Here is a 17,751-nt window from a genome sequence, read left to right as displayed (position 1 = left end):
TCGGTGATGAGAATAGTGTCTGGCATTTTAATAGCATGACACATGGGAAAGATCGTTCAAGTAAAAAAAACGATCTGGTTAATTTACATCACTGATAACCCTGATAAAGTTGAGTGGCGGGTTTTATTATTTACCGGTAAGCCAGATAATAACCATTGTAACTGCCGTTGTTCAATCCCCATGGCTACGTGTGCTTGAGCATGATTTGGCCATTGAAATCGTCCTTGCTCTAAGCGACGATAATAAAGCCAAAAACCATTGGTATCCCAAAACAAAATTTTTAATTTATCGCGTTGTTTATTACAAAAAACGAACCACGCTTGGCTTAAAGGATCGAGAGATAGGGTATCGCTGACAATAATACTTAACCCATTGATTGATTTTCGCATGTCGGTGAATCCCGTGACCAAGTAAACTTGGTGGGTGCAAGGTGTCACAGTACGCTCAATAATTTGGCGAGTGCTTGGTGCGCTAATGTCGACTCGAAGTCTATTTGATAGCCGTTTGGTGTGGTGAGTTTAATGATTGAAGGGTGTGTAAAGGCTTGCTCATGAATAACAAACGGGATCACCTGTTGCTTTTTAACCCTTATCGTTTCGTCAGAAAGGCGTTTACGCCAAACATAGAAAGTCGATGCGTTAATGTTGTTATCACGACAAAATTGAATGATGGCTAAACCACTCGATTTTTGCTGCTCAAAAATGCCTTGCCAGTGTTTTATTTTTTGCTGTTTATTCATAATTACCTCAGGTTAATATGCTGAGTAAATTATGCATAGGTACCATTAACATTGGTATGTGGGGTTAATTACGCGCTTACTACTAAACAGTAATAATGCCGCACTGCCATCACTCATTAATTTAATGCCAAATAAAGTAACAGAGCCCGACAAATGAGAAATAGCCTGATGTTCAAATCCTAATAAACCCACGGCGTTCACAATGCCGGCAATAAATGCCAGTGTAAATGCGCCATATTCAACCCAGCGTGGCAGCTTTGTAAACATAGTTAACTTCTCTATACTTGGTTATAGATATATTTAATATCATACACTTAAACTTTCTTCTTCTAAAATAATGATAAAAAATAACCGTAATTAAATATATCTCTATTTTATATGGCTTAAGTTAAATTGATCGTGCAATTTTAGTGCTTCGTATTAGTTATTTTTTAAAGAGAAAATAACTATGTTTAACGCCCAGCAGCAATCGCGCATTATAGAAATGGCATGGGAGGATAGAACCCCGTTTGAAGCAATAGAGCAACTTTATGGCTTAAACTATTCGCAGTTGGTGGTTTTTATGCGCCAAAATATTGCCAGCGGTAGCTTTAAAGTATGGCGAAAACGCCACGCTGGGCGCAAAACCAAACATTTAAAGCTGCGTGATCCCGCCATTATGCGCAGCCATTGTAAAACGCAATATAAGCAGCGTTAAGATTAATTTATACAGAGTTTCATATAATGTTCAGGCTAACTTGTTAATCTTGCGTTATTAACTAAAGCAGAGATTAACTATGTATAAAACCATTTATAGCGCATTAATTATTTTAATATTGAGCTCATTTAACGCACAAGCAAAGCACGACAAAGATGATTATTATGATAAGCACCATAATAAACATAGTAAATACGAGCATGGCTCAAACAAGCAGTACAATAAAAAACACCATAATAAAAAACACTATTCAAATAAGCATGAGTGGAAAAAACACCATAAAAAATATGATCGCCACGATAACTACTTATCTAAATAAGAAGCTAAAAAACTTATTCGTCAAGGGTGGACACCACCGGGTTGGCATAAAAGTTACCACAGAGGTGATATTTTAGAGCGTGATATTTATAAGCGTGCCAAAGTAATAGACAGATACCGAGATAAAGGTACTGTACGCATAGAGGTAGATCGTACTATTATTCATATGGTACACGACACGCGCGAAATACTGTCTATTTTGAGTCGATAAGCAACCAACAGGAATTTAAATGTTTATTACGCTGGCAATAATAACAAGTTTTTTATTATTTATAACGCTATTACCTATGGCGTATAGCCAGCATTACCTGGTGCGTGGTTGCGACTTTATTCGCTTACAAGTGTTTTATATTGCAAGCTTTATAGCATGTGTTGCTGGGTACTTTGCATTTAATAACGCCACAGACTTTTTGTATATTGTTGCAGGCGCTGTATTAATTCTGTTTTTACAGGGAAAGTGGATATACCCATATACTTGGTTGGCAAAAAAAGAAGTGCAAAGCGCCTCAAAACACATTGCGCACAGTGTAAGAATTATGTCGGCAAATGTACTTATGTCGAACCATAACAGTGAGCAATTAATTAGCTTGGTTGATCAGCATCAACCCGACCTGCTTATTACCCTTGAAAGTGACAGCTGGTGGCAAAATAAGTTATCAGTACTTAAAAAAGACTATCCATATTACATAGAGTGCCCTAAAGACAACCGTTACGGCATGCACCTATACAGTAAATTTAAAATATTTGACGCACAAATATGCCAGCTAATAGAAGACGACATACCGTCAATTCATATTTTATTTGCAAGTGCACAAGGGGTTAAAATGCAAGCGCACTTTATTCACCCAGCGCCACCAAGCCCCACCGAAGAAGACTCATCGCGGCCGCGCGACTCAGAACTAATTATGGTAGCAAAAGCACTTAAAAACCCAACACGGCCAACCATAGTTGCCGGCGACTTAAACGACGTAGCTTGGTCGCGCAGTACCCGTTTGTTTATGCAAATTAGTGGCTTACTAGACCCCCGTAAAGGCCGTGGCTTTTACAATACTTTTCATGCAAGTTACTTTTTTATGCGCTGGCCGCTGGATCATTTATTTCACAGCGAAGGGTTTAAAGTAAAGCGTATTAAACGATTAGCTAAATACGGTTCTGATCACTTCGCGCTATTAACCGAGCTAACCTTTGAAAATGCCGACCAACAATCGCTAGAAACTAAATCGGCGCAGCACAAGCAAGAAGAGATTCAACAACTCGCTATGAGCAAAGCAGATAAACGCAAAGTGCCAGTGTTTGAAAAGAGTTAAGCTTTCAGTAATTAATTTATAAAGAGCTTAGGTGCTGCGTTTTAGCACGTGATAAAAATGATGAGTAAAAGTGCGATATAAAATCGTAATAACAAAAATTGATGTTAGATAAATTGAATACAAAAACACCGCGCTGAATTAGCGCGGTGTTTTATTTTACTTTCTAGTAACGAGTGTTTAGTACTCGTACTTTATAGTAAGTTTATGAGCTGTGGATCATGATGCTTTTAACGTTCACAAATTCGCGCATGCCAAAGCCGCCGTGCTCTCGACCGTAGCCACTTTCTTTAACTCCACCAAATGGTAAGTTTGGTTGCGCTAAACCGTAGCCGTTTATGTTGATCATGCCGGTGTCGAAGTGCTTTTTAGCCAGCTCAATGGCTTTTTTCTCGTCTTTTGAGAAAATGCCGCCACCTAAACCATAGCGAGACGAGTTAGCAATTTTCATTGCATCGTTGTTGTCTTTCGCTTTTATAAGCGAGGCAACAGGGCCAAATAATTCGTCGTCGTACGCTGGCATGCCTGGCGCTAAATTATCAAGTAGCGTAGGAGGGTAGTAAAAGCCGGTTTGCTCTGGTATTTCACCACCGGTGACTATGTTTGCTCCTGCTTTAACCGATTGCATTACTTGCTCGTGAATACCGTCGCGTAAATCTTTACGTGCCATTGGGCCTAAATCAGTGCCGTCGGCCATTGGGTCGCCCATTTTCATGGCTTCAAACTGCTGTTTTACTCTCGCTTTAAAGTCATCATACAGAGATTCAACCACTACAAAACGTTTTGCCGAAACACACGTTTCGCCGTTGTTGACCATACGTCCTGCTACACAAGTTTTTACGGCAAGTTCTAAATCGGCGTCATCAAGTACTAAAAAGGCGTCGTTACTGCCAAGCTCTAGTACGGTTTTTTTAACGTATTTACCCGCTTGCTCGGCCACTTTTTTACCTGTGCTATCGCTACCGGTAAAGGTAACGCCGCTAATCGCTTTATGCGCTATGAGTGCGCTGGCTGTTTTGCCATCAATAAGTAGGTTACTAAAGCAGTGCTCAGGAAATCCGGCTTGTTTAAACAAGGTTTCAATTTTTTCGGCCATACCAAATACATTACTGGCATGCTTTAACACTGTGGTGTTACCGGCCATAATATTAGCGGCGCTGTAACGAATTACCTGGTAAAGCGGAAAGTTCCAAGGCTGAATGCCAAGTAGTACACCCGTAGGCTGATAGCTAACAATTGCGCGACCGCCGTCCATGTCACGTTCTTCATCAGCAAGAATTTTAGGGCCGTGCTCGGCACTGTAACGACAAATGCCTGCGCACAGTTCAACTTCTTGCAAACCTTGGGCGTATACTTTACCCATTTCTTCGGTCATAAGCTTGGCGATGGCATCTTTTTGCTCTTCGAATAATGAAGCTAATTTGTTTAAGTGTTTTGCACGTTCGGTCACTGACACTAAGCGCCACTGTAAATAGGTTTGATGAGATTTTTCGATTACCTGCTCAGCTTGCTGTTGCGACAGCAGCGTATAGGTATTAATGATTTGCTCAGTTGTTGGATTGATCGTATTAACTGTGTTGCTCATTGTAATCTCCTCTATGTTTGTCTGTACTGAGAAGTGCAAAGGTAATGCCAGTTAAAGTTCTATTCGAGTTTATTTATAAGTTTATGTTATTAATAAATTTAATGTTTTTTATAATATGAATTTAATATTCTTATAGTTTATTTATCTGTTATATTTTGTAAACAATGCAAGTAGCTGCAAAATTTACAAGAAAATTAAAGTAATTTACGTGTTTTTAGGCTTAGCTTTTTATTATTAGCTTGCTAGTTAGAGCCAGTAAACCCTCATCAAAAAATGGTTAATATAAATGAATGAAATTTCAATCTTGCCGCTAGGCGATAGCTATCAAGAACTTGCTGCAAATTTAAAACTGCAACTTGCAGCGCAATACCCAATTAAGCATATAGCGCGCGATACCGTATTGTTACAACAAGGGCAAAAGCAGCGTTATGGCTATTTAATTCTTGATGGGGTGTTAGGTGCAATACATGATGATGCACAGGGCGGGCAAAGGTGTAAGGAGTTTTACTTTAAAGATGAGTTTGCGCTACTTTATGGAAACTGGCTAACGAATACCGAAGCGTTTTATCAACTAAAAGTAATTAATAGGGTAAGCGTTATTAGCGTCCCATTGAATATATTTAATCAACCCGAATGGCAAATAATTAAGCAACAACTTATTGCGCAGCAGCTTATATTTAAAGAGGCCAAAGAAGCATTTTTATTGCTTAATACACCCGAGCAACGCTACCGTTATTTATTAGCCGAAAAGCCCCATTGGTTGGCGCAGCTAAGTTTAACTCAAGTGGCTATGTATATTGGTATTTCGGCAATTTCATTATCAAGAATTCGTAAACGACTTAACTTAAGTTAAGAGTAATAACGTTAAAGCTAGTTAGACTTGCTGTTTTAAGGAGTCACTATGTTTTTAATTGCTCAGTCGTTAGTTGCTATAGCAACATTACTTGACCTTGCTTCGTTTCAGTTTAAGTCACGTTCGTTAATTTTAACCTGCTTATTTATGTCGGTATTACTGACTGCAGTGCACTTTTTTATGTTGGGGCACAATAGTGCAGGTTGCTTAATGTTAATTGCTGCCTTTAGGTATTTTTACTGCATTTATGCACGTAAAACGTGGGCAATGTATGCTTTTATGCTGCTGTGTTGCGTGGCTGTTTATTTTACTTGGCAAGATTGGTTTAGCGCACTTGCACTTATTGCGACATTAATTCAAACGTTTGCATCGTTTCAAAAGCACGACTTATATATGCGTTTATGTATGGTTGTAGGTACTTTATTTTGGATAAGCCATAACGTTTTTGCAGGCTCTCCGGTCGCTATTGTTATGGAAAGCTTATTTTTAAGCAGTAATTTAGTTGGCTTGTATCGTTTTTATAGCACAAAAAAAATACCTTGTTGAGCTTTACTCAGGTGTAAGTAAAGCTAATTACAGGCTATAACTGTTTAGCTATTTCTTTGAGTAAATAGGTTTCGCGAATAATCGACAGCCCTTGTTTATCGCTGGTGGCAAGTGTTCGCTCGTTATGGGCAATTGCTTCATTTATATCTACCCACTTGGCAATCATGCCATTTTGTTGCTCGTAGTGTTCAAGCTGTGCTTGGCCTAACTTTTGGTCAATATTACATACATAGCAATAAGATTTTATATGAATAATGTCAAAGTCGTCTTTGTACCAAGGGCGGTATTCTTCATACAGGCCGAACTCTTTCTTTATTATTATATTTTGTGCGCCGGTTTCCTCTTGCAACTCTCGTATTAACCCTTGCTCTATACTTTCGTGCTCATCAACACCACCACCAGGTAAACTAAAGTCATCATATCTTTTTGTATACATTAATAAAATATGCTGTTTATGCATGGCAATAGCGCGGGCGGTAATACGTGTGAATTGACTGCCTTGCTCAATATTAATACTTGGATGAATGAGGGTTTTTAATTGACTGCCTTGCTCAATATTAATACTTGGATGAATGAGGGTTTTTAATTGGCGCATTTGCTCTCCTGTAATAAAGTTAAATTATATCAGTTATTTATTTTAGGTTTTTGTTAAATAGTATATAAAGTGAGTGTTTTTTAAGTTTAAGTACATCAAGTATGCTTAAAATACTCTTTTATGAAAATTTAACTAAATAGTTAAAGCTTTGTAATTTAAGCGACAAATAGCGCGTCTTTCTTTTAGTGCTAAGGCCAAGTAGAATAATAAAAAAGCATAGGGATTAATCATGTTAAATATACTATTAGTGGACGATGACGTTGAGTTTAGTGACGTAGTTTGTCATATAGTCGAATTCCTCGGCCATAATATAAGCACTGCAACCAGTTTAAAAGAAGCCCATCAGTGGCTAGAAAACAATAGCTTTGATCACATACTGCTCGACTTTATGCTACCCGATGGTAGCGGCTTGCACCTACTCGATCATTTAAAAATGATAGGCCATTCACCTAAAATAACCCTAATATCTGGGCACCCTTCGGTAAAGGGAATTTTAGCCGATATGTGCGAGCCAAATGTTGCGCATTTATTAAAGCCATTACAGCGTGAAGATCTTGAGCGGGTATTAAATGGCCCGAAAAAAACAATTAAAAAAACAAAATCATCAGCTATAACCCGCCATTTTGGTACGCTAATAGGCGAGTCTACAGCAATGCATAAGCTGTACACCATGATAGAGCGAGTATCTAAAACCCACGCCAACGTAATGCTTATGGGCGAAAGTGGGGCGGGTAAAGAAGTGGTTGCTCAGGCAATTCATAATGCCAGCGAATGTGAAGGACCGCTGGTGGCAAGTAACTGTGGTGGTTTTTCAAAAGAGTTAATTAGTAGTGAGCTGTTTGGCCATGAAAAAGGCGCATTTACCGGTGCCATTGCACGTAAAGAAGGCGTGTTTGAACAAGCAAATGACGGCACGTTATTTTTAGACGAAGTAACCGAAATGCCAATTGGTATGCAACCAAACTTACTGCGCGTGCTAGAAACAAAAAAAGTAACACGTGTTGGCGGAAACCGCGAAATACCTACAAATTGCCGAGTTATTTCCGCGACTAACCGCTCACTTACCGATTTAGCGCAAAATAATATTATTCGTGAAGATATTTACTTTAGATTGGCAGTGTTTCCTATTGATATACCGGCACTGCGCGATCGTAAAGAAGACATTCCACTATTAGCAAACGCCTTTTTAGAGCAATTAAATGATGAAAATGGCACCGCATTTAACTGGAATAACGAACAGTTAAAAGAGCTACAAAGTTATGACTGGCCTGGTAACGTGCGCGAACTGCGCCATGCAATACATCGTGCGTTTATTATGAGCGATCCACAAACCAGTGATATTACCTTACCCGATAACTTAGAGTCGCCATTTTCAAAAGTGAATAGCCAAGTTAACGACAAGCAAGTGTCGGCAGGACAAACTATTGAAGAAGTAGAAAAAGAACTTATTCATGCCACGCTCGATAAGGTACAAGGTAATAAAACACTGGCTGCACAAATGCTGGGTATTAGTACTAAAACACTTTATAACCGCCTTAATGCTTATGGTGGCATTGGCGAATATAAATAAAATTTGAGGAAAACAATGAGCAATGACAGTAAAAAACCTCTGAATGAGTTAGTACACGATGCGAGAGCGCCACTTAATCGAATTTCGATGAATGCGGAGCTGATAAAGCTGGTGCTAGAAAACGATATGCCTAAAGAGAAAGCACTCGATGCGCTAAATAAAATTATTGCTAACTGTCAGCAGTGCAGCGAAAGCTTACAAACAATTACAGACTCGCAATAATTTATCTCTTTGAATTAGGATGCTAAATGAGTACGCAAAAAGAACCAAGTAAAGCTAATGTCATTTGGGCAACATTTATTGTTGTGGTGTTATCTATTATTATTGGTAATGCATTTTTGGCAGTAAATACCATACGAGGATTAAGCCAAACGCAAAATAGTTTAGACAATACCAGTATGCTCACTAGCGCTATCGAAAAGTTACATTTGTCAGTTGTGCAGGCCGAGTCGGGTCAGCGAGGTTATTTACTTACAGAAAAAAGTGATTATTTAGTTCCTTATTATGATGCACTTGAGCAGCTTGAGTCACAAACTGAGCATGTAAAATCGTTAAGTTCAGAAATTAATGGCCAGGCAGAGCGCATTGCACTGTTATTGTCGTTAGTGGATCAAAAGGAAATTGAATTAAAAAAGACCGTTAACTTAGCGCAAAATAATAAAGAGCGCAGTGCGCTGTATTTAGTTAACACAGATAAAGGACGAGAGCTGTATAAACAAATTCGCTTAGCGGTAAACGAAATTCAAGACCGAGAAATGTTGTTTAAAGTTAGCCATTTTTCTAAGTTAGCAAAAATAAAAAATGAAGCTAAAATTACCTTTGTTATTACCGCAGTCACTAGTGGCTTGCTAATTATAGGCATGTTTGTACTTACACGGTTAAATTTAAGAAATGCTGCGCAGTATCGTGCAGAGCTTGAAAAACAAAACGAAACCTTAGCCAACAAAGTAACAGAGCGAACTCAAGAGCTAACGCTTTATTCAGATGAGTTGAGCCGCAGTAACCGCGAGCTAGAAGAGTTTGCCTTTGTAGCAAGCCATGACTTGCAAGAGCCGTTGCGTAAAATTCAAGCATTTAGCGATCGTCTCGAAACTATGTTTAAAGACGAGTTAGGTGAAAAAGGCATGGATTATATAGCGCGCATGAAAAATGCAGCGCAGCGTATGTCTAATTTAATTAATGATTTATTAGAGTTTTCGCGTATTACCACCCGTGGCAAAAACTTTGTTGATACCGATTTAAATAATGTATTAAATGATATTTTAAGTGATTTAGAAATTGCAATTAAAGAGTCTAATGCACAGGTTAATGTGGGCGATATGCCAATAATTCAGGCCGACCCAAGCCAGATGCAACAGTTATTTTTAAACTTAATTTCAAACGCAGTTAAATTTAGGCATCCAGAACAACAACCAGTTATTAATATTGAACACATAAAAACGAGTGAGTTTAGTGAAGGGCATAATACCGAAGTTTGTTGGCAAATAATTACCGTTAAAGACAACGGTATTGGTTTTTCGCCAGATTATGCAGATAAAATATTTGTTCCATTTCAGCGTTTACATGGGCGTTCGCAATATAAAGGCACCGGCATAGGTTTATCTGTTTGTCGGCGTATAGTAGAGCGTCATGGCGGTACTATAACAGCACAAAGTAACATGGGTGAGGGTGCAAGCTTCATAATAAAACTACCTGTGGAAAGCGAGCTTTTCACATTGCAAGGAGAGGCTTAAATGCCACTTACGAAAGTAAAACCAATCACTATTTTAATGGCTGATGATGATGAAGATGATCGTTTATTAACTCAAGATGCCCTCACCGAAAGCCGTGTACTTAACGAGTTGCATTTTGTTGAAGATGGTGTGGAGCTATTAGAGTACTTGGAGCGAAAAGGTAAATTTGAGCAAAAAGATACATCACCCAGACCAGGTTTAATTTTATTAGACTTAAATATGCCACGTATGGATGGCCGCGAGGCATTGCAAGCTATTAAAGCAAACCCATGCTTAAAGGGTATACCTGTTGTTATTTTAACTACCTCAAAGCAAGAAGAAGATATGGTTAAAGGCTACGACTTAGGTGCTGCGTCGTATATAACTAAGCCAGTTACCTTTGATGGTTTAGTTGAACTAATGAAAGCACTCGGTAAGTACTGGGTTGAGTTTGTAGAGTTACCAAATACTTATAATGATTAAAAACAGCCACTAAAACGGGAGATTGCATGTCTATTAAGGCAACCAAGCTGCTACTTGTTGAAGATGATGAAGATGATTATATTCTTACTAGCGATTATCTTGAGCAGCTCAGTTCCCATACATTTGAGATTGAGTGGGTTAGCGACCCTAAGCAAGCAGTTAAAGTACTTAGTGAGAATAAGCATGACATTTGTCTGCTAGATTATCGCTTAGGTGCCTCAGATGGCTTAAGTGTATTAAAACAAGCAATAAAAAACGGCTTTAGTGGCCCAATAATTATGTTAACAGGGCAATCTAATGAAGCGTTAGATTCGGCTGCACTTGATGCCGGCGCTGTAGACTATTTAGTTAAAAGTGAAATGACCACTAGCCGCTTTGCGCGCGCAATACGTTATGCTTTAGCCCGTCGCGATGTTGAAGATGAGCGACTCGAACGATTAAAAGCCGAAGCCGAAAACCGCTCGAAAGATCGCTTTTTAGCGCACTTAAGCCACGAACTACGTACCCCGCTGTCGTCGGTTTTAGGTTACACCGAACTATTAATGCAAAGCGACTTTAGTAAACAAGCCGAAAACGAGCTAGGTGTAATTTATCGCAATGGTAAACACTTATTAAGCTTACTTAATGACGTCCTCGATTTATCAAAAATAGCGGCCGATAAGCTTGAACTTAATTGCAGTGATGTAAATCTTGATAGCTTAATGGCTGACGTATTTACTTTAATGCGAGTGTCGGCGCTTGATAAGGGCTTGTCATTACGCTTTGAATCGCTGCAGCCCTTGCCTTTAATCGTTAATATTGACGCAACTCGCCTTCGACAAATACTTATAAACATTATCAACAATGCAATTAAATTTACCGAGCAAGGCGAAATAACTCTTTGTGCTTGGACTGAGTTTGTTAGCGACCGTGAAATGCTATTTTTTAGTATTGAAGACTCGGGCATGGGCATTGCCCCCGAAAAACAAGCGCTTATATTTAAACCGTTTGAACAAATAGCCGATGTTGAGTCGCGTGCAGTGGGCGGTGCAGGTTTAGGACTTGCTATTTGTACTGAGTTACTTAACAGAATGCAGGGCTCAATAGCCTTAGATTCAGCAATAGGCAAAGGCTCTAAATTTATTATTTCGCTCTATCCGGGCAATATTAAAAATGTAGAGCGTAGCTTATTAAGGCTTGACTTAACCCCTAATATGCAGCAAAAAAATGCACCATGTAAAGTTAATGGTAAGGTATTAGTGGTTGATGATTTACGTGATTTACGCGTTTTAGTTGGCCACATGATCACTTCTGCAGGAGCAAAAGTAGATTACGCTGAGCACGGTAAGCAAGCGCTTGAAAAAGTACGTAATGCCCAGCAACAAGGAATAGACTACGACGCTATTTTTATGGATATACATATGCCAATTATGGGCGGAAAAGAAGCCACCATAGAGCTTAGAAAAATTGGCTTTGAAGGCGCAATTATTGCCTTAACGGCAGCAACTATGAAAGGCATTCATAATGAGTTATCGGCATTAGGGTTTAATAATGTGATAGCAAAACCAGTCGATTCCAACTTACTGTATCAGTGCTTACAAGATACGCTTAGTAAAAATAATAAAACAGCAGATGTATTAATTCCCCCCGAAGTTACCCATAGTAATACCCGCTTTTTATTAGTAGAAGACGACGCCGATGCGGCGCAAATAACGCAACTTTTACTAGAAAGCTTAGGGGTTGAAACACAAATAGCAAGCAGTTATGAGCATTGTTTAGCCATACTTAAAGCAGACGCTAACTACGATAAAGTACTGCTAGATATGAACCTGCCCGACGGCAGTGGTTTAGATTTAGCAGACCATATAAAACAACATTATCCAAAATTAAAGCGCGTTATTGTTAGTGGTATGGAACCTGATCCAGTAAAAATTAAACAGCTTGAAATTGAGCAAGTGTTGCTTAAACCAATTAATTTAGCTTTGCTCGAAACACTTATTTAACCAACAATATAGAGTTGATTTATGCAGTTAGTAACATTGGGTTGTGACAACGTATTGCCCTCAAAAGTGGTGTGTGTAGGGCGTAATTACACCGCACACATTGCAGAGTTAAATAATGAACTGCCAGAGCAAATGGTGTTATTTAATAAGCCTAATAGTGCAATTGGTACTAAGTTGCTAGCAAAGCATAATAAGGATGCTTTACATTACGAAACCGAGCTTTGCTTTGTGGTAAAAAATAGTCGTTTAGTTGGCGTTGGCTTGGGGCTTGATTTAACCAAACGCGAAGTGCAGGCTAAGTTAAAAAACAAAGGCTTGCCGTGGGAGCGAGCAAAAGCGTTTGACGGCTCTGTGCTATTAACGCCGTTTGTTGAGCTTAACGAAGAGATGCAACATTTTAGCTTTGAGCTCAAAATAAACGATCAACTAATACAACAAGGCAATAGCGATTTTATGTTACATAAACCAGCGCAAATTTTAGCTGAAATTAGTGACTTTATGTACTTAGAAGATGGCGACGTGATAATGACCGGCACACCTGCAGGGGTTGGTGAAGTAACGGCGGGCAGTATATTTAGTGTAACGCTGTACGCCAATGGGCAACGTATATTGGCGTATAAATGGCAGGCCGAGTAATAATGCAAAGTTAAAAGTGCACCTATGGAGTAGGTGCACTTAGCTTGCGGTTTTTACTTTTAACTTGGTCTTTTTAATTAATGCGCATTAGCTTAATAAGGCATAGGGTATTGTCTAAAAATACGATTAATAGCGCCGAGAATTTCATCGCTTAAAGTAAGGTTAAACGCGCCTATATCTTCTTTTAATTGCGCCATAGACGTGGCACCAATAATAGTAGAAGTTACGCCATCCACTTTATTACACCAAGCTAGGGCAAGTTCTGCTGGGGTTAAATTATGGGCGTGAGCAAGTTCTACGTATTGCTTTATTGCTTGTTGTGCGTTTGGCGTATCGCGGAAAATACCGTTACGTTGCATAAAGGTCCAACGCGTTCCTTCAGGGCGTGCGCCGTTTAAATATTTACCGGTTAATGAACCCGCAGCCAATGGTGACCAAGGTAAATAAGCAATATCTTCGTGTACACATTGTTCTATTAAGTAAGGCCAATCTTTGGCGTGTACTAGGCTAAATTCGTTTTGAATCGACACCATGCGCGGTAAATTATGCTCTTTAGCTAAGTTTAAAAACTGGTTAACACCCCAAGGTGTATCGTCTGAAAGGCCAGAGTGTTTTATTTTTCCGGCTTTTACGCAGTCGTTTAAACCTTCTAATATATCGAGCATATCGGCAGTTTGTTGCTGCGTATCTACCTCGGTAAATTTAAGCATTCCTGGCCATTGTTTGGCAAAATGTGGCGTGGCGCGGTTGGGCCAGTGTAGTTGGTATAAATCAATGTAATCGGTTTGCAAGCGTTTAAGCGAATCATCAACCGCGGCAATGACTGTTTGGCGGGTAATATTGCTACCTTCATGTATCCACTCTAAACCGTTTCCGGCAATTTTAGTGGCAAGTACTATGTCGCTACGTTTATCTTGATTGCGCGCTAACCAGTTGCCAATAATTTGCTCTGTTTTGCCGTAGGTGTCGGGAGATGGCGGCACAGCGTACATTTCGGCGGTATCAATAAAGTTAACACCTTGCTCAAGAGCATAAGCTATTTGCTGATCTGCATCGTTTTGCGTGTTTTGTAACCCCCACGTCATACTACCTAAGCAGACCCTTGAGACGTTTACACCACTGCTACCTAGTGGGTTGTATTGCATATAAGCTCCTTATTTACTGGCTTAGTTTTGGGTATATTGCTGTATAGCAGATAAAAGCGGCTCAGTGATTGGCGACTTTTTACCAGTTTGAAAGTCAAACATTACGACTTGCGAAGTGCCCGTAGTGGTAATGGCATTTTGCGCGTGGCTAAACACGTTGTAGTTCATCATAAAGCGATCTGTTTTAATATCGCTAATGGTGACACCTACAGTGAGAGTATCGGGAAAAGTAACCGGGCGTTTATAGCGAATGGTGTTTTCGCTGATCACAGGGCCAATACCTTTGCTGCTAATGGTTTCAAAAAGATTTATTTTATTTAAAAAATCGATGCGAGCTATTTCAAAATAGCGTAAATAAACGACATTATTTACGTGTTGCAGGGCATCCATATCTCCCCATGCCACAGTAATATCAGTATGAATAGGATGTTGATCTTTAAACGTTTGCATACATTTACGCCCTTTAATTTTAAAGTGTTTAGGTTATCAATATGGGGTTATTACCTCAAGGTAATTAACCTAGGGTATTTTATGTTTGCTTTAATTAAATAAAAGCTTTATTGTTATATAACACAGCTAGGGAGATATGTATGAAAAGTGTCGTTAATTGGCTTTTAGTCTGTTTAGTTTTTATAGCTGCATTTATTTGCTACGCGATGGGTAATGCATCGGGTGTAATTGCTTTAACAGTTGTGGGCTTTGCGTTGGAAGCAGGGTTTTGGCTGTACTCTTTTAAAAAGCGTAAAAATAATAAACGCTGTTTTTAATAGGGTACAAGCTTGCTAATTACAGGTGATTCTATAATAATGGCTGTATAAATAAACAGTTGTTATAGTGGTAATGAAAAAGTTTATTCATATAGATATGGACTGCTTTTATGCGGCGGTCGAAATGCGCGACAACCCTAAACTTGCCAATGTACCACTAGCAATTGGTGGTAATAGTCGCCGTGGCGTACTCTCTACTGCAAATTACATTGCTCGGGAATATGGCGTGCGCTCGGCTATGTCTAATTATCATGCTAAGCAGTTATGCCCCGACTTAGTTATAGTGCCTGGGCGTATGGCTGTTTATAAAGACGTGTCGACGCAAATACGTGCCGTGTTTAGTCGCTATACAGATTTAATTGAACCCCTCTCTCTTGACGAAGCCTATTTAGATGTAACCCATAGTGAGCAGTGTAAAGGCAGCGCTACACTTATTGCGCAGCAAATTCGTGCTGATATTTATAATGCCACAGGGCTTACTGCCTCGGCTGGTATTGCGCCAATTAAATTTATTGCCAAAATAGCCAGTGACGAAAACAAACCCAATGGTCAGTTTGTAGTATTGCCCGATCAGGTTGATGCCTTTTTAGCACAGCTACCGCTGGGTAAAATTCCGGGGGTAGGTAAGGTCACGCTCGAAAAGCTTAACTTAAAAGGTTTGTATACAGGCCAAGATGTACGCAAAAAAGGCGTAAATTGGATGCAGCAACATGTAGGTAATTTTGGCGTGTCGTTATATCAAAAGTGCGCTGGTGAACACATAGGCCGGGTGTCTACTGAGCGCGTACGTAAATCGCTAAGCGTTGAGCATACTTATGAGTACAATAAAAATAGTTTACAAGAATGCCTAGAACAACTTCCTTCACTGCTTGAGGAGTTAACCACTCGACTAAACAAGCAGCAGCTGCAAAATCAGGTAAATAAACTTAGTGTTAAAGTGAAATTTGCCAATTTTGTAGTGACCTCAGCCGATCAGGCGCATCAGCAATTAAATAGCGATATTTTTAGCGAACTATTAGCTAAAGCGTATCAACGCGGATTACAACAACCAGTGCGTTTATTAGGTATTGGGGTAGGAATAAAAAATCAGCCGCAACACAATTTGCAGCTGAGCATACTTGATATGTAAACCCTGTAGTGACAAGTTGCCAGCGCATGTTAACTTAAGCTGGGAGCTTATCGCAGCTTGCTGGTCTTCAATATTCAAATCAACGATAATAGAGGCTTATGTTTTTAACAGGACCTTTATTTATGGCATACCCTAAAGCAGTAGTGGCTCAGCCAGTGAGCGCTAGCCTTGAATGCAACGCGCATGACGCACTTATTATAATTAGTGATGACTTTTCTCAATTAACTAATAACCCATTACGCGATGCTATTACAGCGCAAGCAAAAGTAGATTCACGTATCGGTAAGCAAGTAACTTTATTAGTTATTAACAAAAAACGTGTAGTACTGGCGCCTACTGGGCCATTAAATAGAGACTACGACGATGTACGCCGTTATTTTGATGCTGCAAAATTAGCAATAAATGAAGCTAAAGCATCGGGCAGTGTTAACCCTGCTATTTACTTGCCTAATATAAATGCCGACAGCCGTTATCAGCATGCGCTAGAAGTTGCTTACTTAGGAACTTGCCAAGCATTGTGGCAGCCATTAGAAGCGCGCGAATATCATGGCGAGGCTATTGAGCCAATTACGCAAATTGGTTTGGTTGATGCCACAGAGCAAACAATTAAAGCAGTGAATGCACTTGCAGCTGGACAATACGCAGCGCGTGATTTATGTGGCACTGAGCCTGAGCGCATGGCGCCGCCACGTTTTGCAGATTACTGTGTTGATTTATTTAAAGGCAGTAATGTTGTAGTTGATGTTATTGATGACCTTGCAGTTATAGATAAAAACTACCCTATGCTTAGCACAGTAGCTCGTGCATCGTACACTGTTGAGCATCATCACCCGCGTGTAGTTAAATTAGAATATGTACCAGAGGGCGAGGTAACTCGTACACTCATGTTTGTAGGTAAAGGCTTAGTATACGATACCGGCGGCGCTGATTTAAAAGTGGGCGGCCATATGGCGGGCATGAGCCGCGATAAGGGCGGTGCAGCTTCTGTGGCCGGCTTTATGAAAGCAGTGGCCGACTACCAACCTAAGGGCGTTAAAGTAATTGCTTACTTAGCGGTAGTACGTAACTCAATTGGCTCTGATTGTTTTGTACCAGATGAAATTATTACTAGCCGTGAAGGTGTGCGAGTACGTATAGGTAATACAGATGCAGAAGGGCGCTTAGCTATGGGCGACCTGTTAAGTGAAATGAAAGATTTAGCTAAAAACCAAATTAACCCAACGCTATTTACAGTGGCCACTTTAACCGGCCATGCAGCCCGCGCTATGGGTCCTTATGGTGCTTACGTTGAAAATGGACCAGCACGTAGTGCTAATATTTCACGAAAGCTCGCTGATAACGGCGACTTATGGGCCGATGGCGCAGAAGTATCGCGTTCTCGTCGTGAGGATTATGACTTTATCAAGCCTCGTACTTTAGCAGACGATGTACTTTCTAGTAATAACGCAGCATCGGCTGTAACGGCACGAGGACATCAGTTCCCTATGGCGTTTTTAGCAATTGTTGGCGGCTTAGACAAGCATGGTAACGACTCAGCTCAGCCACTACCTTATGTACATATGGACATAGCGGGTAGCGCAGTAGAGGGCGGCGATTGGCAGCATGGCAAGCCAACGGCAGCCTCGGTAAGTAGTTTATTTGCTAGTTACTGTTTGTAATTACCATAAAGTAGTAATTAACAACGCCCTGT

At 39.9% G+C, this 17,751-nt stretch carries 19 protein-coding genes and 2 pseudogenes; 14 read left to right on the top strand and 7 right to left on the bottom strand.

Annotated elements, in window-relative coordinates:
• Nucleotides 1-83: 83 nt before the first annotated feature.
• The 3 genes and pseudogenes from tnpB to AAEZ18_RS12365 form a co-directional block, all read right to left on the bottom strand.
• Nucleotides 84-437 (bottom strand): IS66 family insertion sequence element accessory protein TnpB, encoded by a 354-nt coding sequence (gene tnpB / locus AAEZ18_RS12375; RefSeq protein WP_024605589.1) that lies wholly within the window; start codon nt 435-437, stop codon nt 84-86.
• Complete coding sequence (gene tnpA / locus AAEZ18_RS12370) at nt 434-739, bottom strand: IS66 family insertion sequence element accessory protein TnpA (RefSeq protein ID WP_010555472.1); 306 nt, start codon at nt 737-739, stop codon at nt 434-436. The genes tnpB and tnpA overlap by 4 nt, the downstream gene beginning before the upstream one ends.
• Before the next feature lie 81 nt (nt 740-820).
• A pseudogene (locus AAEZ18_RS12365) lies at nt 821-1,006 on the bottom strand (DUF1275 family protein); the annotation flags it as partial.
• A gap of 181 nt (nt 1,007-1,187) precedes the next feature.
• Between AAEZ18_RS12365 and AAEZ18_RS12360 the strand changes: the two are divergent.
• The 3 genes and pseudogenes from AAEZ18_RS12360 (at nt 1,188) to AAEZ18_RS12350 (ending at nt 3,061) form a co-directional block, all read left to right on the top strand.
• Nucleotides 1,188-1,436 (top strand): TIGR03643 family protein, encoded by a 249-nt coding sequence (locus tag AAEZ18_RS12360; protein WP_011329055.1) that lies wholly within the window; start codon nt 1,188-1,190, stop codon nt 1,434-1,436.
• Between the two features lie 79 nt (nt 1,437-1,515).
• Nucleotides 1,516-1,965 (top strand): annotated as a pseudogene (locus tag AAEZ18_RS12355) (hypothetical protein).
• A gap of 19 nt (nt 1,966-1,984) precedes the next feature.
• Entirely contained in the window at nt 1,985-3,061 is a 1,077-nt protein-coding gene (locus AAEZ18_RS12350; RefSeq protein WP_011329053.1) for an endonuclease/exonuclease/phosphatase family protein, read from the top strand.
• Between the two features lie 202 nt (nt 3,062-3,263).
• Here AAEZ18_RS12350 and AAEZ18_RS12345 read toward each other — a convergent pair whose 3' ends face one another.
• Entirely contained in the window at nt 3,264-4,643 is a 1,380-nt protein-coding gene (locus tag AAEZ18_RS12345) for an NAD-dependent succinate-semialdehyde dehydrogenase (RefSeq protein WP_179807506.1), read from the bottom strand.
• A gap of 286 nt (nt 4,644-4,929) precedes the next feature.
• Here AAEZ18_RS12345 and AAEZ18_RS12340 point away from each other — a divergent pair, with 286 nt between their 5' ends.
• Together AAEZ18_RS12340 and AAEZ18_RS12335 are read left to right on the top strand one after the other, a co-directional pair.
• Nucleotides 4,930-5,496: a Crp/Fnr family transcriptional regulator gene (locus AAEZ18_RS12340; protein WP_182678290.1), complete on the top strand. Its 567-nt coding sequence runs from the start codon at nt 4,930-4,932 to the stop codon at nt 5,494-5,496.
• Between the two features lie 48 nt (nt 5,497-5,544).
• Nucleotides 5,545-6,042, top strand: a complete 498-nt coding sequence (locus tag AAEZ18_RS12335; protein WP_182678288.1) for a YgjV family protein — start codon at nt 5,545-5,547, stop codon at nt 6,040-6,042.
• 34 nt (nt 6,043-6,076) lie between these two features.
• Here AAEZ18_RS12335 and AAEZ18_RS12330 read toward each other — a convergent pair whose 3' ends face one another.
• Nucleotides 6,077-6,637 carry an NUDIX hydrolase gene (locus AAEZ18_RS12330; protein WP_350545989.1) on the bottom strand — a complete coding sequence of 187 codons (561 nt, stop codon included), beginning with the start codon at nt 6,635-6,637 and terminating at the stop codon, nt 6,077-6,079.
• A gap of 229 nt (nt 6,638-6,866) precedes the next feature.
• Between AAEZ18_RS12330 and AAEZ18_RS12325 the strand changes: the two genes are divergently transcribed.
• The 6 genes from AAEZ18_RS12325 to AAEZ18_RS12300 are packed head-to-tail and all read left to right on the top strand — an operon-like array spanning nt 6,867 to nt 13,020.
• Nucleotides 6,867-8,207 (top strand): sigma-54-dependent transcriptional regulator, encoded by a 1,341-nt coding sequence (locus AAEZ18_RS12325; protein WP_086993216.1) that lies wholly within the window; start codon nt 6,867-6,869, stop codon nt 8,205-8,207.
• Nucleotides 8,208-8,222: 15 nt separating this feature from the next.
• Nucleotides 8,223-8,429, top strand: a complete 207-nt coding sequence (locus tag AAEZ18_RS12320; protein ID WP_182678284.1) for a histidine kinase — start codon at nt 8,223-8,225, stop codon at nt 8,427-8,429.
• A 26-nt stretch (nt 8,430-8,455) separates the two neighbouring features.
• Nucleotides 8,456-9,940, top strand: a complete 1,485-nt coding sequence (locus tag AAEZ18_RS12315) for a sensor histidine kinase (protein ID WP_350594805.1) — start codon at nt 8,456-8,458, stop codon at nt 9,938-9,940.
• The gene (locus tag AAEZ18_RS12310; protein WP_011329045.1) at nt 9,941-10,402 is read left to right on the top strand and encodes a response regulator; all 462 of its coding nucleotides are present in this window, start codon (nt 9,941-9,943) and stop codon (nt 10,400-10,402) included.
• Nucleotides 10,403-10,428: 26 nt separating this feature from the next.
• Complete coding sequence (locus AAEZ18_RS12305) at nt 10,429-12,384, top strand: response regulator (protein ID WP_350594807.1); 1,956 nt, start codon at nt 10,429-10,431, stop codon at nt 12,382-12,384.
• 21 nt (nt 12,385-12,405) lie between these two features.
• The gene (locus tag AAEZ18_RS12300) at nt 12,406-13,020 is read left to right on the top strand and encodes a fumarylacetoacetate hydrolase family protein (RefSeq protein WP_350594809.1); all 615 of its coding nucleotides are present in this window, start codon (nt 12,406-12,408) and stop codon (nt 13,018-13,020) included.
• A 92-nt stretch (nt 13,021-13,112) separates the two neighbouring features.
• Here the strand turns inward: AAEZ18_RS12300 and AAEZ18_RS12295 are convergent, their stop codons facing one another.
• Nucleotides 13,113-14,165 (bottom strand): aldo/keto reductase, encoded by a 1,053-nt coding sequence (locus AAEZ18_RS12295; RefSeq protein ID WP_350594811.1) that lies wholly within the window; start codon nt 14,163-14,165, stop codon nt 13,113-13,115.
• A gap of 21 nt (nt 14,166-14,186) precedes the next feature.
• Nucleotides 14,187-14,615, bottom strand: coding sequence for an acyl-CoA thioesterase (locus tag AAEZ18_RS12290; protein ID WP_086993205.1), 429 nt, complete (start codon nt 14,613-14,615; stop codon nt 14,187-14,189).
• A gap of 140 nt (nt 14,616-14,755) precedes the next feature.
• On the opposite strand from AAEZ18_RS12290, the gene AAEZ18_RS12285 reads away from it, so the two are divergent.
• The 3 genes from AAEZ18_RS12285 (at nt 14,756) to AAEZ18_RS12275 (ending at nt 17,719) form a co-directional block, all read left to right on the top strand.
• Nucleotides 14,756-14,932, top strand: a complete 177-nt coding sequence (locus tag AAEZ18_RS12285; RefSeq protein ID WP_179807513.1) for a hypothetical protein — start codon at nt 14,756-14,758, stop codon at nt 14,930-14,932.
• A gap of 73 nt (nt 14,933-15,005) precedes the next feature.
• Nucleotides 15,006-16,061: a DNA polymerase IV gene (gene dinB / locus AAEZ18_RS12280; protein ID WP_011329039.1), complete on the top strand. Its 1,056-nt coding sequence runs from the start codon at nt 15,006-15,008 to the stop codon at nt 16,059-16,061.
• Nucleotides 16,062-16,183: 122 nt separating this feature from the next.
• Entirely contained in the window at nt 16,184-17,719 is a 1,536-nt protein-coding gene (locus AAEZ18_RS12275) for a M17 family metallopeptidase (RefSeq protein ID WP_350594813.1), read from the top strand.
• Nucleotides 17,720-17,751: the final 32 nt, after the last annotated feature.

Source organism: Pseudoalteromonas sp. 19-MNA-CIBAN-0066 (genome assembly GCF_040308705.1).
Classification (GTDB): Bacteria; Pseudomonadota; Gammaproteobacteria; order Enterobacterales; family Alteromonadaceae; genus Pseudoalteromonas; species Pseudoalteromonas nigrifaciens.
Note: the sequence above shows the minus strand (reverse complement) of the source record. Positions and strands in the feature narration are given on the sequence as shown.

Excerpts from the sequence above, each read along its gene's own strand:
- AAEZ18_RS12345 (WP_179807506.1), bottom strand. The coding sequence starts at position 4,643 with ATGAGCAACACAGTTAATACGATCAATCCAACAACTGAGCAAATCATT.
- AAEZ18_RS12295 (WP_350594811.1), bottom strand. The coding sequence starts at position 14,165 with ATGCAATACAACCCACTAGGTAGCAGTGGTGTAAACGTCTCAAGGGTC.
- AAEZ18_RS12275 (WP_350594813.1), top strand. The coding sequence starts at position 16,184 with ATGGCATACCCTAAAGCAGTAGTGGCTCAGCCAGTGAGCGCTAGCCTT.
- AAEZ18_RS12360 (WP_011329055.1), top strand. The coding sequence starts at position 1,188 with ATGTTTAACGCCCAGCAGCAATCGCGCATTATAGAAATGGCATGGGAG.
- AAEZ18_RS12325 (WP_086993216.1), top strand. The coding sequence starts at position 6,867 with ATGTTAAATATACTATTAGTGGACGATGACGTTGAGTTTAGTGACGTA.
- AAEZ18_RS12330 (WP_350545989.1), bottom strand. The coding sequence starts at position 6,637 with ATGCGCCAATTAAAAACCCTCATTCATCCAAGTATTAATATTGAGCAA.
- AAEZ18_RS12310 (WP_011329045.1), top strand. The coding sequence starts at position 9,941 with ATGCCACTTACGAAAGTAAAACCAATCACTATTTTAATGGCTGATGAT.
- AAEZ18_RS12350 (WP_011329053.1), top strand. The coding sequence starts at position 1,985 with ATGTTTATTACGCTGGCAATAATAACAAGTTTTTTATTATTTATAACG.
- AAEZ18_RS12285 (WP_179807513.1), top strand. The coding sequence starts at position 14,756 with ATGAAAAGTGTCGTTAATTGGCTTTTAGTCTGTTTAGTTTTTATAGCT.
- AAEZ18_RS12305 (WP_350594807.1), top strand. The coding sequence starts at position 10,429 with ATGTCTATTAAGGCAACCAAGCTGCTACTTGTTGAAGATGATGAAGAT.
- AAEZ18_RS12315 (WP_350594805.1), top strand. The coding sequence starts at position 8,456 with ATGAGTACGCAAAAAGAACCAAGTAAAGCTAATGTCATTTGGGCAACA.
- AAEZ18_RS12300 (WP_350594809.1), top strand. The coding sequence starts at position 12,406 with ATGCAGTTAGTAACATTGGGTTGTGACAACGTATTGCCCTCAAAAGTG.
- AAEZ18_RS12290 (WP_086993205.1), bottom strand. The coding sequence starts at position 14,615 with ATGCAAACGTTTAAAGATCAACATCCTATTCATACTGATATTACTGTG.
- AAEZ18_RS12340 (WP_182678290.1), top strand. The coding sequence starts at position 4,930 with ATGAATGAAATTTCAATCTTGCCGCTAGGCGATAGCTATCAAGAACTT.
- tnpA (WP_010555472.1), bottom strand. The coding sequence starts at position 739 with ATGAATAAACAGCAAAAAATAAAACACTGGCAAGGCATTTTTGAGCAG.
- dinB (WP_011329039.1), top strand. The coding sequence starts at position 15,006 with ATGAAAAAGTTTATTCATATAGATATGGACTGCTTTTATGCGGCGGTC.
- AAEZ18_RS12335 (WP_182678288.1), top strand. The coding sequence starts at position 5,545 with ATGTTTTTAATTGCTCAGTCGTTAGTTGCTATAGCAACATTACTTGAC.
- AAEZ18_RS12320 (WP_182678284.1), top strand. The coding sequence starts at position 8,223 with ATGAGCAATGACAGTAAAAAACCTCTGAATGAGTTAGTACACGATGCG.